A 14,592-nucleotide genomic window follows, 5' to 3' on the forward strand; every position below is an offset into this window, starting at 1 on the left:
CCCTTCGTTACAACCTGTCACCGACAGAAACATTCAAGATAAGTTCACTATGCGTGTTCCATTACTTTCGTGAATCCTCCACCCCCCGGCTTTTTTATGGGGGAGGAGGCGGGAGGATGAGAGAGCAGGCTCTGCGACCGCAGCGGAGGGGCTGAGGCGAAAATCGTGAAGCGGCCTGCAAAATTCAGTGGGTTTTTATGTGCGCCAGCACTCATAACTTAAATTTATGTTACAGGGATCACACAAACAGGGGGTGGGGCGTAGGGACTGGGAGGATGGAAAGAGGATGTCAAATAAGGAGACTGAGTCACGTTGAACCACCTTATGTATCCACGAGCACATCACCAATAAAGGATGGCAGATATGAAGATCAAGACTGGCGCACGCGTTTTCGCATTGTCCGCCCTCGCAGCAATGATGATTTCCGCACCGGCTCTCGCCAAAATTGAAGAAGGTAAGCTGGTTATCTGGATTAACGGCGACAAGGGCTATAACGGTCTGGCCGAAGTGGGCAAAAAATTCGAGAAAGACACCGGTATCAAAGTCACCGTAGAACACCCGGACAAACTGGAAGAGAAGTTCCCGCAGGTTGCGGCAACTGGCGATGGTCCGGACATTATCTTCTGGGCGCATGACCGTTTCGGGGGCTACGCGCAGTCTGGCCTGCTGGCAGAAGTTACGCCAGACAAAGCCTTCCAGGACAAACTGTTCCCGTTCACCTGGGACGCCGTTCGCTATAACGGCAAGCTGATCGCTTACCCAATCGCGGTTGAAGCGCTGTCCCTGATTTACAACAAAGACCTGGTGCCAAACCCGCCGAAGACCTGGGAAGAGATCCCTGCTCTGGATAAAGAGCTGAAGGCGAAAGGTAAATCCGCCCTGATGTTCAACCTGCAAGAGCCGTACTTCACCTGGCCGCTGATTGCTGCCGACGGCGGTTACGCGTTCAAGTTTGAAAACGGCAAATATGACGTGAAAGACGTGGGCGTGGACAACGCAGGTGCGAAAGCGGGTCTGACCTTCCTGGTTGACCTCATCAAGAACAAACACATGAATGCGGATACCGACTACTCCATCGCGGAAGCGGCGTTCAACAAAGGCGAAACCGCGATGACCATCAATGGTCCGTGGGCCTGGACCAACATCGACAAGAGCAAAATCAACTACGGCGTGACCCTGCTGCCAACCTTCAACGGCAAGCCGTCTAAACCGTTCGTGGGCGTGCTGAGCGCAGGCATCAACGCCGCCAGCCCGAACAAAGAGCTGGCGAAAGAGTTCCTCGAAAACTACCTGCTGACCGATCAGGGTCTGGATGAAGTGAACAAGGACAAGCCGCTGGGCGCCGTTGCGCTGAAATCCTTCCAGGATCAGCTGGCGAAAGATCCGCGTATTGCGGCCACCATGGATAACGCCCAGAAAGGCGAAATCATGCCGAACATCCCACAGATGGCTGCGTTTTGGTACGCCACCCGTACCGCGGTCATCAACGCTGCAAGCGGTCGCCAGACTGTCGATGCCGCACTGAAAGATGCTCAGGGCCGTATTACTAAGTAAGTCTGAAAAACGGCGGGTGGCGCGTGCGCTTACCCGCCCTACGACTACGGCACGATCCGTAGGTCAGGTAAGCGCAGTGCCACCTGACGATAAGTTTCCACCGTTGTAGAGGAAGAACCCCATGGATGTCATTAAAAAGAAACACTGGTGGCAAAGCGACGCACTGAAGTGGTCAGTGATAGGTCTGCTGTGTCTGCTGGTGGGTTACCTTGTTGTTTTAATGTACGTGCAAGGGGAATACCTGTTTGCCATCATGACGCTGATTTTAAGCTCGGTTGGCCTGTATATTTTCGCCAACCGTAAAGCGTACGCCTGGCGCTATGTCTACCCGGGCGTTGCCGGGATGGGGCTGTTTGTCCTCTTTCCGCTGATCTGCACCATCGCGATTGCCTTTACCAACTACAGCAGCACCAACCAGCTCGCGCAGGAGCGTGCCACCCAGGTGCTTCTGGATCGTTCTTACCAGGCGGGTAAAACCTTTAACTTCGGCCTGTATCCCACGGGTGACGAGTGGAAGTTAGCGCTCACTGACGGTGAGAGCGGCAAAACCTATCTTTCCGACGCGTTCAAATTTGGCGGCGAGCAGAAGCTGGCCTTAAAAGAAGCTGCGGCCCTGCCGGAAGGTGAACGTGCGAACCTGCGTATCATTACCCAGAATCGTCAGGCGCTGACCCAGCTCACCGCCGTGCTGCCAGACGAAAGCAAAGTGACCATGAGCTCGCTGCGCCAGTTCTCCGGCACGCAGCCGCTTTATACTCTGGCGGATGACGGCACGCTGACCAATAACCAGAGCGGCGTGAAGTACCGTCCGAACAACGATATCGGTTTCTATCAGTCGGTGAATGCCGACGGCAGCTGGGGCGACGACAAACTCAGCCCGGGCTATACCGTCACCATCGGCTGGGACAACTTCACCCGCGTATTTACCGACGAAGGCATCCAGAAACCGTTCTTCGCCATCTTCGTCTGGACGGTGGTCTTCTCGGTGCTAACCGTGATCCTGACCGTGGCCGTGGGCATGGTGCTGGCCTGCCTCGTGCAGTGGGAGTCCCTGAAAGGCAAAGCGATTTACCGCGTGCTGCTGATTCTGCCCTACGCCGTGCCGTCGTTTATCTCGATTCTGATTTTCAAAGGGCTGTTTAACCAGAGCTTCGGTGAAATCAACATGATGCTGAGCGCGCTGTTCGGTATCAAACCGGCCTGGTTCAGCGACCCAACCACCGCTCGCTCGATGATTATCATCGTGAACACCTGGCTCGGTTATCCGTACATGATGATCCTGTGCATGGGGCTGCTGAAGGCTATCCCGGACGATCTGTACGAAGCCTCGGCGATGGACGGCGCGGGTCCGTTCCAGAACTTCTTCAAAATTACCCTGCCGCTGCTCATTAAGCCGCTGACGCCGCTGATGATCGCCAGCTTCGCCTTTAACTTTAACAACTTCGTGCTGATTCAGCTGTTGACCAACGGTGGCCCGGACCGTCTCGGCACCACCACGCCGGCAGGCTATACCGACCTGCTCGTGAGCTACACCTACCGCATCGCCTTCGAGGGCGGCGGCGGTCAGGACTTCGGCCTGGCGGCGGCGATTGCCACCCTGATCTTCCTGCTGGTGGGCGCCCTGGCGATTGTGAACCTGAAAGCCACACGTATGAAATTTGACTAAGGAGGGCACTGAACATGGCAATGGTACAACCCAAATCTCAGAAACTGCGCCTCCTCGCGACGCACTTAGGCCTGCTGATTTTCATCGCAGCGATCATGTTCCCGCTGCTGATGGTTATCGCCATCTCCCTGCGTTCGGGGAACTTCGCCACCGGGAGCCTGATCCCGGACGAAATCTCCTGGGAGCACTGGAAGCTCGCGCTGGGCTTCAGCGTGGAACATGCGGATGGCCGCGTCACGCCGCCGCCGTTCCCGGTGCTGCTGTGGCTATGGAACTCGGTGAAGGTGGCGACCATCACTGCGATCGGCATCGTGACGCTCTCCACCACCTGCGCTTACGCCTTCGCCCGTATGCGTTTCCCGGGCAAAGCGACGCTGCTGAAAGGGATGCTGATTTTCCAGATGTTCCCGGCCGTGCTGTCGCTGGTGGCGTTGTATGCCCTGTTTGACCGTCTTGGGCAGTATGTGCCGTTCATCGGCCTGAACACTCACGGCGGCGTGATCTTCGCCTATCTTGGCGGCATCGCCCTGCACGTGTGGACCATCAAAGGCTATTTCGAAACCATCGACGGTTCGCTGGAAGAAGCGGCGGCGTTGGATGGGGCGACACCGTGGCAGGCGTTCCGTCTGGTGCTGCTGCCGCTGTCGGTGCCGATTCTGGCGGTGGTGTTTATCCTGTCGTTTATCGCGGCCATCACCGAAGTCCCGGTCGCCTCATTGCTACTGCGCGATGTGAACAGCTACACCCTTGCCGTCGGTATGCAGCAGTACCTCAACCCGCAAAACTACCTGTGGGGCGACTTTGCCGCGGCGGCCGTCCTCTCTGCCATCCCGATTACCGTGGTGTTCCTGCTGGCCCAGCGCTGGCTGGTCAACGGCCTGACGGCGGGCGGTGTGAAAGGTTAAGTTTCATTTGTTATGCCACTGCAACCCTCAACTTTAGACGTATTGTATTGAACCAACTTGTGACTGTTATTCGGCGGCCTCCGGGCCGCCATTTTTTTATTCGCGTTTCAGCCGCTTCGAGTTGCACAGCCAGAGGGTGATCACCAGCAGCAGGATCGCCGCCGAGTAGATCAGCACGTCGAGCGGGGATTTATGATCAACGATGATCAGCCGCACAATGGCGGTGATGCCAATGTAGACAAAATAGCGCAGCGGGAAGTGAAAGCCGGACTGAAAGTACTTCACAATCAGGGCGATAAATTCAAAGTAGAGAAAGTAGACCACCAGGCCTTCCACCAGCGCGTATTTGCTGGTTTGCTCAGGGGCGAACAGCACATCCGCCAGATGCACCGTCTCTTTACCCAGAAAAACGACCAGGATCAGGCCAAGGCTCAGCAGACCGAGGTTCAGCACGGTCTGGAGTATCGTTGAGATAAACTCAACGCGCGGACGCGTCAGGGATGTCATACAGCACCTCATTCTCCAGGGCGAGGTTCCTGTATAACGCAAAAATGTGACGGGGATCTATATTTTTTGTTTATGTTTTGTCCAGATGAACATTCTTGCCGGGCGGCACTGCGTTTGCCCGGCCTACAAAAACACTCTCGTAGGCCCGGTAAGCGCAGCGCCACCGGGCAAATAAGCATCAGCGGAAGTTAATGTTCTTATCGCTGGTCATATCATACAGCTGGAATTTACGTCCAAGCTGCTGGCCGCCGTCGCGCGTCAGCGGCGTCCAGCCCACTGCCGCACGGCTGCGGGTTGGGCCTGATGAGAACAGATCCAGCGGAATCGACACGTACACCCCTTTGGTGAAGTCCCCTTCCCCGTACTCGTCTGGCGAAACGTTGGTGATGGTGGCATAGCCGCCCACCACCACGCCGCTGTCGAAGTGTTTGGAGATATCCAGCGTGCCGCCCTTATCACCCGCCAGATACTGGCCGACGCTGGCTTTCACCAGCACGTCCTGCGCGAACGACGGCGTCCAGTAGGCGGTCAGGTGGCCGGTTTTGACGCTGTAGTCGGTGAACTTCATCATGTCCTGCGCGCTGCGCCAGTCACGCTGTTTCACGTAGTTGGCATCAACCCCAAACGCCCAGTTGCTGTCGACAGGACGATAAAGCACTTCTGCCCCGGCGCCGCCGAACATGGTTTCCAGATAGCCACCGTAAACCTGGCCGTAGAAGCCGTTGCCGAAGTACTGGAAGTAGTTGGCCTGGAGGTTATTCACGTAGATATCGTTCTGCACATATTCGCGAACGCGGGTACGCACGCGCGGCAGTTTTGAATCGTTCGGCGGGTTGGTGTAGTTAAATTTGTCGTAGTTGTTAGCAATGTTGCCGAACAGACTACCGGTGGTCAACAGGTGGTCGGTCACCCACAGATCCGCCGTCGCCATCGCCCCCAGCTGATACATGTAGAAGTTTTCCGGCCCACCCACGGACTGGTTCAGCACCGGATCGATATGGAAATCGAAGCGGGATTTATCGATATACCAGCCCTGCTCGGTGCTCTCTGGCACCACCGGCTCAACGCGTTTTTGTACCAGCTCGGTTTCATGTCCCAGCGGTTCGCCTTCAAGATGACGCTTAAGGCTGGCAACATCGGTTTCGGTTGTGACCTGCGGCAGGTTGAGGCGGTTCTCCGTCACGCGGATCGTGCGGATCCCCTCCGGCAGATCGTTCATGACGATCCGGTTGGCGCGCTCGATCCCTTCGCGGGAGTCGCGGTATTTTACCTGCTCGCCGGTGACGTACAGCGTATCGCCTTTGGTCTGGATCTTTGGATCCGCCAGGCCCGCGTTATATTTCAGCAGCGTCAGCTGATTCGCTACCACGGAGTGCTGAATGATCGCATCCTGCGGCTCCGGCTGATATTTTGGCCGCGGGTTGTCATTGTAGTGCGGCCGCATGTCGTTAAAGTTAGTGCGCAGGGTAAAGCCAAACATTAGGGTATTACCGCGCTCATAGCTGAGGTTAACGTCGGCCCAGTCGGTGACGCGGTAAATGGCGCCGACGTTAAACTTGCTCTTTTGCTCAATTTTCCCGGCGAAGTCCTGCGAGTAGTCGTTTCCTTCGTACTCCAGCTTCAGGCGTAACGGCTGCCACGGTGTTTGATACTCCACGCCGCCAAACAGCGAGGCCGGGCCGTGGAACATCTGGTCCCCGTTGATGGAGCCCGCTTTCTGGTAGCTGTTATCGCGGTAGCAGTATTTATCGCTGTAGGTACAGAACGGATTTTTGACGTTGCCGCTGGTGCCGAGATAGCCCCATCCCAGACCGAGTGAGAAATCAAACGGTCCCCAGGCTTTGCTGGCCACGATGTATTCCGCGTCAAACAGGCCGGTCCCGCCGATATCCTTCGCACCAACGGAGACCTGCGGCATCCAGTAGCTCTCTTCCCACAGGCGCAGCTTCACGTCGAAAGCTTTGTCTTTATAAGTCTGGTCGCCGGAGAAGGCATCCACGCTGCTGTACTGTTTTGTACGCACGTCGGTGTAGCGCAGCGTGGTCTCCAGCCAGGGGAACAGCTGCACGGACGCAGAGTAGTAACGGTACTGATCGTTATCGCGATAGTTAAGGCTGATTTCCCCCTCGCGGGCCATACGCGCGGTTGGGGTTTGCAGTAAGCCCACGCCGCCAAAATCGGACTGCGACGGGCCGATGGGTGCCGGATACGTTTCTGCATGACAGGCGGCACTCACGCACAGTGCAAGCATGCTGTAGAGATAGGTTTTTTTCATTATTCCGGTATCCGCTGTATCAGGGAGCGAAGGATATCGGCATTAAGCCCGTCATACGCTTTCGTCCAGAAATGGTCGGCAAAACCGACAAAAATGATGCTGCCTGGCATAGGTTCGATATGGCGTTTATTCCAGTAAGCCACCGGCGCTTTCTGCGTATGCCCGTCCGGATAGACCACCCAGGCATAGCTGTTATCCGCTCCGCTGAGCAGACTTTGCTCGTCGAGATAGCTCGCCACGTCCCGGCCCGGCGCAAACGGCTTTTTGCCAGGGCTGCTGAGAAGCCCCATCACGGTGACGGTTGAAGGTTGAGCCGGAAGCCACAGGGTATAGTCCCCTTCCAGCGACGGATTGCCGTTTTCCGCAACGCGCACCTCATCCGGATCCAGATTCACCTTCTGGCGCCCCGTCACCTTAACCGCCTGAAGCTGTTGACGCAGGCTAGTAATGGCCGCGGCATCGTCGGTATCTTCCTGTTGTGCCAGCCCGCTCAGTCGGGCGAGCAGCGCCTGATGTTTTTGTTCCGCTACGATCGTCGCCTGACGCTCGCTGATCACCGCCCCGGTCCACCAGCTTTTCGCCAGCCTCGGCTGCCCCACCAGATCGAGCAGATGCCCGGCATTGGTTAAGGTTTTAGGTTTTTCGCTGTCCGGGGTGTAGACCTGTACCGTTCCCGCAGACCACGCCAGCGGCGAGGTCAGGCTGGCGAGAAGCGCAATGTGGATGAACATTTTCATGATTTCGCCGCCTTGATCAGGGTGGCCTTCACCGGGAAGAAACCGGCACCGAGATACTGTAAGGACTGGCGGATTTGCCCCTCTTCGTCCACCCAGAAGCGGTTATGCCAGGTGGCCTGATCGGTTGTCACTTCTTCATCCAGCACGCGCACCTGCGTTTCGTCGCTGCCCACTTTGACACTGTCCGTACCGTCCCAGCGGAAGGTGGAGCGGGCCGTGGCGTAGCGCACCTGTTTATGCTCGGTCCAGCCCATCGTGCGCGTCCAGCTTGCGCCATCGACGATCTGATTCGGCTTGATGAGCGGATCTTCAGCCAGGTTGTTCACCTCAAGCAGGTTGTCGCCGCCGAGCAACGTTTTCACGATGCGGGAATGCTGCGTCACGATGGTGGCCTGATCCTGCGTCACCCATTTCTGCTGCCCGTTTTCATCGAAAGCGAGCACCACAAACAGTTGCGGACCATCGTTTAGCTGCATGTACTGGCTGGCATACGGCATGTTCTGAAGTTCGTCATCGGTCAGATGCACGCCCGGCGTGCCGAACATGCTGTCCCACAGTGAGTGGCCCAGCCCTTTGGTGGTAGCTGAGCACGCCTGCAACAGCAGGCAAATCAGGATGATTGCAGGTCGCTTCACGACTCTTCTCCGAAGGGGCGAAATAACCACACCGAAGTGTGGTTATGATTAAAACACCCGTTATTACTGGGTGCTGGTCGTCGTAGTGGTCGTGGTTCCGGTATTGGAGCCATCACCGCCACCGGTTGCCGCCAGCGCGACACCCACGGCTGAACTTACGGCGCTGGTGCTGGCTGCGGTCGAACTCCCCGCAGACGCAGACGTCGCTGCCGACCCTGCTGCTTCCCCGACCTGGACCGGAGCTGCATAGACAGACGTCGCCGCAAGCGCAGATATGGCAAAAATGCCATACAGTACTTTCTTCATAACAATTTCCCTTCAATGAATGAATGGAGATTTGCCCGAAAAGAAATTCAGGCGGATTCGAGTATACACAACTAAAGCAGTGGGTTTACCGTGGGGGTAAATAGGGATGAGGTTTTCAGACTAATGGTTAAAAATGGAAGGAAAAAAGAATCAAGGAAATATATAATCAATATAAATCAACCATTTATAATATAATAACATTAAACCATCACTCCGTATTTTCTTAAAATAAACCTCAGCAATTAACGGGGTTACCGTCTTTTTCGGATTAAACTCAGCTTCAGAATTTGAGATAACTAACAGACATCAGGAATTATCCGATAAAAAAATGCCGGCATATCGCCGGCATTGTTCATGACATATTTATTACGCACGCCAGGCTTTATAACGGTTAATCAGACCATTGGTGGAGCTGTCGTGGCTGTCGATCGCTTGATCGTCACCCAGCTCTGGCAGAATGCGGTTTGCCAGCTGTTTGCCCAGCTCAACGCCCCACTGGTCAAAGGTGAAGATGTTCAGAATAGCGCCCTGAGTGAAGATTTTGTGCTCGTAGAGGGCAATCAGCGCACCCAGGCTGAACGGCGTGATTTCGCGCAGCAGAATGGAGTTAGTTGGACGGTTGCCTTCGAACACTTTAAACGGCACAACGTGCTCCAGCGTAGCCGGATCTTTACCCTGGTCACGGTATTCCTGCTCAACCACCTCGCGGGATTTACCGAACGCCAGCGCTTCGGTCTGGGCGAAGAAGTTAGACAGCAGCTTCGGATGGTGGTCGGACAGCGGGTTGTGCGTGATCGCCGGGGCGATGAAATCGCACGGTACCATTTTGGTGCCCTGGTGGATCAGCTGGTAGAACGCGTGCTGACCGTTGGTGCCCGGCTCGCCCCAGATGATTGGGCCAGTCTGGTAATCCACCGCGTTGCCGTTACGGTCAACGTACTTGCCGTTGGATTCCATGTTGCCCTGCTGGAAGTAGGCCGCAAAGCGGTGCATGTACTGGTCGTACGGCAGAATCGCTTCGGTTTCAGCGCCGAAGAAGTTGTTGTACCAGATCCCGATCAGCGCCAGCAGCACCGGCAGGTTTTTCTCAGGCGCGGTGGTGGAGAAGTGTTTGTCCATCGCGTGCGCGCCGGAGAGCAGTTCAACGAAGTTGTCAAAGCCCACGGACAGGATGATGGACAGACCGATCGCAGACCACAGTGAGTAGCGGCCGCCCACCCAGTCCCAGAACTCAAACATGTTCGTGGTATCAATACCGAACTCACCCACCGCTTTACCGTTGGTGGACAGCGCCGCAAAGTGTTTCGCCACGTGCTTTTCGTCGCCCGCGGTTTTCAGGAACCAGTCGCGCGCGCTGTGGGCGTTGGTCATGGTTTCCTGAGTGGTGAAGGTTTTAGACGCCACCAGGAACAGCGTGGTTTCCGGGTTCACCTTTTTCAGCACTTCAGCGATGTGAGTCCCATCGACGTTGGACACGAAGTGCATGTTGAGGTGGTTTTTGTACGGGCGCAGCGCCTCGGTCACCATGAACGGGCCGAGGTCAGAGCCGCCGATACCGATGTTTACGACGTCGGTGATCGCTTTGCCGGTGTAGCCTTTCCAGCTACCTGAGATGATCGCTTCAGAGAAGGTTTTCATCTTTTCCAGCACCGCGTTCACTTCCGGCATCACATCTTTGCCGTCAACGATAATTGGCGTATTGCTACGGTTACGCAGGGCCACGTGCAGGACGGCACGGTCTTCGGTGCGGTTGATTTTCTCACCAGAGAACATGGCTTTGATGGCATCTGCCAGCTCAGTCTCTTTCGCCAGATCTTGCAGCTTCGCCAGCGTCTCTTCGGTGATACGGTTCTTGGAGAAATCCACCAGCATCAGGTCATCGAAGGTGGCGGAAAACTTGCTGAAACGATCGGCATCTTTCGCGAACAGTTCCGCGATGGTGACGTCTTTCATTTCATCAAAATGTTTCTGTAGTGCCTGCCATGCAGCGGTCTGCGTTGGGTTGATGTTTTTCATAGCAATACTCTTCTGATTTGAGAATTGTGACTGCGGTCGATTGTAGCGCCTGCAAATAAAAATTGTGATGGTTTTTATGCCATTGCCCTGGTCTGCATCAAACGCAGGTGAAAAGACCCGAAAAGTATAGCTGCTGTCGCGCCCTTCCGGCGTGGCGAAATGTTGGTCAAAAAGAGGGAAAAAGGAGCATAAAATATGGGCCTGTTATAAGTCCTGTTTCTGAGGGGTACCCCCCCATGAAAAATCCGCATAATCCCAGCATTGACAGGACCTCCCCCGCATTTTATTTATAGGGCCGTATTTTGCGCCTGCACCTGTTCTCGCTTCATTCTTGTGCCAAGGTCGCTCTATTCATTCCCTGACACGAGGTTGTTATGACGAGTTTTGTGGTCGCCAAGTTTGGCGGCACCAGTGTGGCAGACTACGATGCCATGAACCGCAGCGCCGATGTGGTGCTGGCCGATCCGAATACCCGCCTGGTGGTGCTTTCCGCCTCAGCCGGCGTGACGAACCTGCTGGTTTCCCTGTCTGAAGGACTGGAAGCGACCGAGCGTTTCGTGAAGCTGGATGCACTGCGCAAAATTCAGTTCGACATTCTCGAGCGTCTGCAAAACCCGAACGTCATTCGTGAGGAAGTGGAACGCCTGCTGGAAAATATCACCACCCTGGCTGAAGCCGCGTCGCTGGCCACCTCCAGCGCACTGACCGATGAACTGGTCAGCCACGGCGAACTGATGTCCACCCTGCTGTTCGTTGAGATCATGCGCGAGCGCAATATTCAGGCGCAGTGGTTCGACGTGCGTAAAGTGATGCGCACCAGCGACCGCTTTGGCCGCGCCGAGCCGGACGTGGAAGCCCTGGCTGAGCTGACTAACCAGCAGCTTGCCCCGCGCCTGGATGAAGGCATAGTGATCACCCAGGGCTTTATCGGCAGCGAAGCCAAAGGGCGCACAACCACGCTGGGCCGTGGCGGTAGCGACTACACCGCCGCCCTGCTGGGTGAGGCCCTGCACGCCACCCGCGTGGATATCTGGACGGACGTGCCGGGTATCTACACCACCGACCCGCGCGTGGTCTCTGCGGCAAAACGTATTGACGTGATCGCCTTTGAAGAAGCGGCTGAAATGGCGACTTTCGGCGCGAAAGTGCTGCACCCGGCCACGCTGCTGCCCGCCGTGCGCAGCGACATTCCGGTCTTCGTTGGCTCCAGTAAAGATCCAAAGGCGGGCGGGACGCTGGTCTGCAAGAAAACCGAGAACCCGCCACTGTTCCGCGCGCTGGCCCTGCGTCGTAAGCAGACGCTGGTAACCCTGCACAGCCATAATATGCTGCACTCCCGTGGATTCCTGGCGGAAGTGTTTGGCATCCTGGCGCGCCACAATATCTCCGTGGACCTGATCACCACGTCAGAAGTCAGCATCGCGCTGACGCTCGACACCACCGGCTCCACCTCTACCGGCGACACCCTGCTGACGCAGTCGCTGCTGATTGAGCTTTCCGAGTTGTGCCGCGTGGAGGTGGAAGAAGATCTGGCGCTGGTGGCCATCATCGGTAATAAGCTGTCGCGCGCCTGCGGCGTGGGCAAAGAGGTGTTCGGCGTGCTCGACCCGTTCAATATCCGCATGATTTGCTACGGCGCGTCCAGCTACAACCTCTGCTTCCTGGTCCCTGCCGATCAGGCCGAGCAGGTCGTGCAGAAACTTCATCAGAATTTGTTTGAATAAAATTCGTTAGCACGATAAACAATATCAATAAGCCGGGCACAGACCCGGCTTTTTTATAACAAAACAACACGACAATACTGCAAGGAATTCACTATGCTCTCCGCTATCACCCGGCTGTTCCCGTTATGGGCGCTGCTGCTCTCTGTACTCGCGTATTACACTCCTGCCACGTTCACGGGCATTGGTCCGTGGGTCACCACGCTGCTGATGCTGATTATGTTCGGCATGGGCGTGCATCTGAAAATTGACGATTTCAAACGCGTGCTGTCTCGCCCGGCGCCGGTTGCCGCAGGGATTTTCCTGCACTACCTGGTGATGCCGCTCGCGGCATGGCTGCTGGCGATGGCCTTTAAGATGCCGCCCGACCTTTCCGCCGGGATGGTGCTGGTGGGGAGCGTCGCCAGCGGTACGGCATCTAACGTCATGATCTATCTGGCGAAAGGCGACGTGGCGCTTTCCGTCACCATCTCGTCCGTTTCCACGCTGGTGGGCGTGATTGCCACGCCTCTGTTAACCCGCCTGTACGTCGACGCGCATATCCAGGTGGACGTGATGGGCATGCTGCTCAGCATCCTGCAAATCGTGGTGATCCCGATTGCGCTGGGGCTGGTGATCCACCATCTCTTCCCGCGGGTGGTGAAAGCGGTTGAGCCGTATCTGCCCGCGTTTTCGATGGTCTGCATTCTGGCCATTATCAGCGCCGTGGTAGCCGGTTCCGCATCGCACATTGCTTCGGTGGGCTTTGTGGTGATCGTCGCGGTTGTGCTGCATAACACTATTGGTCTGCTGGGCGGTTACTGGGGCGGAAAGCTGTTTGGCTTTGACGAATCCACCTGCCGCACGCTGGCGATCGAAGTGGGGATGCAGAACTCCGGCCTGGCAGCGGCGCTGGGTAAAATTTACTTCTCACCGCTGGCAGCGCTACCGGGGGCGCTGTTCTCTGTCTGGCACAACCTGTCCGGTTCGCTGTTAGCTGGATACTGGTCCGGTAAGCCGATTGATGACCAACCGAAAAAAGATGCGGTGAAACAGGGTTAATTGACCCGGCTTGCTTTACACTGAAGCCTCCCCATCAGGAGGCTTCAGCAATGGCTACACCACGTTTGACCCAGAAAGACATGACCGAAGCCGAGCAGCGCGAACTGAAAACGCTACTCGACCGCGCCCGTATCGCGCATGGCCGCACGCTGACGAACGCCGAAACCAATCAGGTTAAAAAAGAGTACATCGATAAACTGATGGCGCAACGTGATGCCGCGGCGAAAAAAGCCCGCAAGCTGAAAAAAGAGCAGGCTTATAAACCCGATGCAGAGGCGACTTTTTCCTGGTCCGCCAGCACATCAACCCGTGGAAGGCGCTAATCAGCGCCCTTTCTTTTTGCGCCCCGGCTGGGTAAAGCGTTTTCCGTTGCCCGGCTTGCCCCGCCCTTTCTCTTCCGCCTGCGGTGCCTTCACCACCGGACGCTTAATCGCCTGCGTTTTCGGTTTGGCTTTAGCTTTCGGCTTCGCTTCGGACGAGGAGTTCTCGATAAGTTTGAACAGCTCGATCAGCTCGTCATCCGTTAAGTCACGCCACTCGCCCAGCGGGATCCCGGACAGGCTGACGTTCATGATGCGCGTGCGTTCCAGCTTCGTCACTTCATAACCGAAGTACTCGCACATGCGGCGGATCTGGCGGTTCAGGCCCTGCACCAGCGTGATACGAAACGCAAACGGCGCCTCTTTTCTGACTTTACACTTCTTCGTCACGGTGCCCAGAATCGGCACGCCTGCGCCCATTCCCCGGATGAACTCGTCCGTGACCGGCTTGTTCACCGTAACAATGTACTCTTTCTCATGGTCGTTACCGGCACGCAGAATTTTGTTCACCAGATCGCCGTGATTAGTCAGGAAGATTAACCCCTGAGAGTCCTTATCCAGGCGACCAATCGGGAAGATACGGCTGCTGTGGTTCACGAAATCAACAATGTTGTCCCGCTCGCCATCTTCCGTAGTGCTGACAATCCCAACCGGCTTGTTCAACGCGATAAACACCAGGTCTTCGGCATCACGCGGTTCGATGACCTGACCATTCACTTTCACCACATCGCCAGGCACCACCTGGTCACCGATGGTGGCGCGCTTGCCGTTAAGAAACACGTTACCTTGTTCAATGTAACGGTCAGCCTCGCGACGTGAGCAGATCCCGCTCTCGCTAATGTATTTGTTTAATCGGGTTGATTGAGTTGGCAGCATAGTTTCTCCTGTGAAGGGCGAAATATACCTTAC

The 14,592-nt window shown here is 56.1% G+C and carries 13 protein-coding genes; 6 read left to right on the forward strand and 7 right to left on the reverse strand.

Annotated features, from left to right (window positions below; translation table 11 throughout):
* The first annotated feature begins 363 nt into the window (after positions 1–363).
* The 3 genes from malE to malG all read left to right on the forward strand — a co-directional run bounded on the left by malE (position 364) and on the right by malG (position 4,125).
* The gene (gene malE, locus SK54_RS00420; RefSeq protein WP_017382618.1) at positions 364–1,554 is read left to right on the forward strand and encodes a maltose/maltodextrin ABC transporter substrate-binding protein MalE; all 1,191 of its coding nucleotides are present in this window, start codon (positions 364–366) and stop codon (positions 1,552–1,554) included.
* A 121-nt stretch (positions 1,555–1,675) separates the two neighbouring features.
* Positions 1,676–3,220, forward strand: a complete 1,545-nt coding sequence (malF, locus tag SK54_RS00425; RefSeq protein WP_017694723.1) for a maltose ABC transporter permease MalF — start codon at positions 1,676–1,678, stop codon at positions 3,218–3,220.
* A 14-nt stretch (positions 3,221–3,234) separates the two neighbouring features.
* Positions 3,235–4,125 (forward strand): maltose ABC transporter permease MalG, encoded by an 891-nt coding sequence (gene malG, locus SK54_RS00430; RefSeq protein ID WP_003860332.1) that lies wholly within the window; start codon positions 3,235–3,237, stop codon positions 4,123–4,125.
* 96 nt (positions 4,126–4,221) lie between these two features.
* On the opposite strand, the gene psiE is transcribed toward malG, so the two are convergent.
* The 6 genes from psiE to pgi all read right to left on the reverse strand — a co-directional run bounded on the left by psiE (position 4,222) and on the right by pgi (position 10,601).
* Complete coding sequence (gene psiE, locus SK54_RS00435) at positions 4,222–4,632, reverse strand: phosphate-starvation-inducible protein PsiE (protein WP_000202963.1); 411 nt, start codon at positions 4,630–4,632, stop codon at positions 4,222–4,224.
* A gap of 178 nt (positions 4,633–4,810) precedes the next feature.
* Positions 4,811–6,907 (reverse strand): YjbH domain-containing protein, encoded by a 2,097-nt coding sequence (locus tag SK54_RS00440; RefSeq protein WP_017382616.1) that lies wholly within the window; start codon positions 6,905–6,907, stop codon positions 4,811–4,813.
* Entirely contained in the window at positions 6,907–7,644 is a 738-nt protein-coding gene (locus SK54_RS00445) for a capsule biosynthesis GfcC family protein (protein ID WP_032103670.1), read from the reverse strand. The genes SK54_RS00440 and SK54_RS00445 overlap by 1 nt, the downstream gene beginning before the upstream one ends.
* A complete protein-coding gene (locus tag SK54_RS00450; protein ID WP_017382614.1) occupies positions 7,641–8,279 on the reverse strand; it encodes a YjbF family lipoprotein in 639 nt (212 codons plus the stop codon). The genes SK54_RS00445 and SK54_RS00450 overlap by 4 nt, the downstream gene beginning before the upstream one ends.
* 63 nt (positions 8,280–8,342) lie before the next feature.
* Entirely contained in the window at positions 8,343–8,585 is a 243-nt protein-coding gene (gene yjbE, locus SK54_RS00455) for an exopolysaccharide production protein YjbE (protein WP_003860341.1), read from the reverse strand.
* A 366-nt stretch (positions 8,586–8,951) separates the two neighbouring features.
* Positions 8,952–10,601, reverse strand: coding sequence for a glucose-6-phosphate isomerase (gene pgi / locus SK54_RS00460; protein WP_045347966.1), 1,650 nt, complete (start codon positions 10,599–10,601; stop codon positions 8,952–8,954).
* Positions 10,602–10,975: 374 nt separating this feature from the next.
* Between pgi and lysC the strand changes: the two genes are divergently transcribed.
* The 3 genes from lysC (at position 10,976) to SK54_RS00475 (ending at position 13,686) form a co-directional block, all read left to right on the forward strand.
* The gene (gene lysC, locus SK54_RS00465; RefSeq protein ID WP_006810501.1) at positions 10,976–12,325 is read left to right on the forward strand and encodes a lysine-sensitive aspartokinase 3; all 1,350 of its coding nucleotides are present in this window, start codon (positions 10,976–10,978) and stop codon (positions 12,323–12,325) included.
* A gap of 93 nt (positions 12,326–12,418) precedes the next feature.
* Positions 12,419–13,363, forward strand: a complete 945-nt coding sequence (panS, locus tag SK54_RS00470; protein WP_015570166.1) for a ketopantoate/pantoate/pantothenate transporter PanS — start codon at positions 12,419–12,421, stop codon at positions 13,361–13,363.
* Positions 13,364–13,413: 50 nt separating this feature from the next.
* A complete protein-coding gene (locus tag SK54_RS00475; protein ID WP_017382612.1) occupies positions 13,414–13,686 on the forward strand; it encodes a YjbD family protein in 273 nt (90 codons plus the stop codon).
* Here the strand turns inward: SK54_RS00475 and rluF are convergent, their stop codons facing one another.
* The gene (rluF, locus tag SK54_RS00480; RefSeq protein ID WP_003860347.1) at positions 13,687–14,559 is read right to left on the reverse strand and encodes a 23S rRNA pseudouridine(2604) synthase RluF; all 873 of its coding nucleotides are present in this window, start codon (positions 14,557–14,559) and stop codon (positions 13,687–13,689) included.
* Between the last annotated feature and the right edge of the window lie 33 nt (positions 14,560–14,592).

Origin of the sequence: Enterobacter sp. MGH120 (genome assembly GCF_001037725.1) — a bacterium.
Taxonomy (GTDB): domain Bacteria; phylum Pseudomonadota; class Gammaproteobacteria; order Enterobacterales; family Enterobacteriaceae; genus Enterobacter; species Enterobacter hormaechei_C.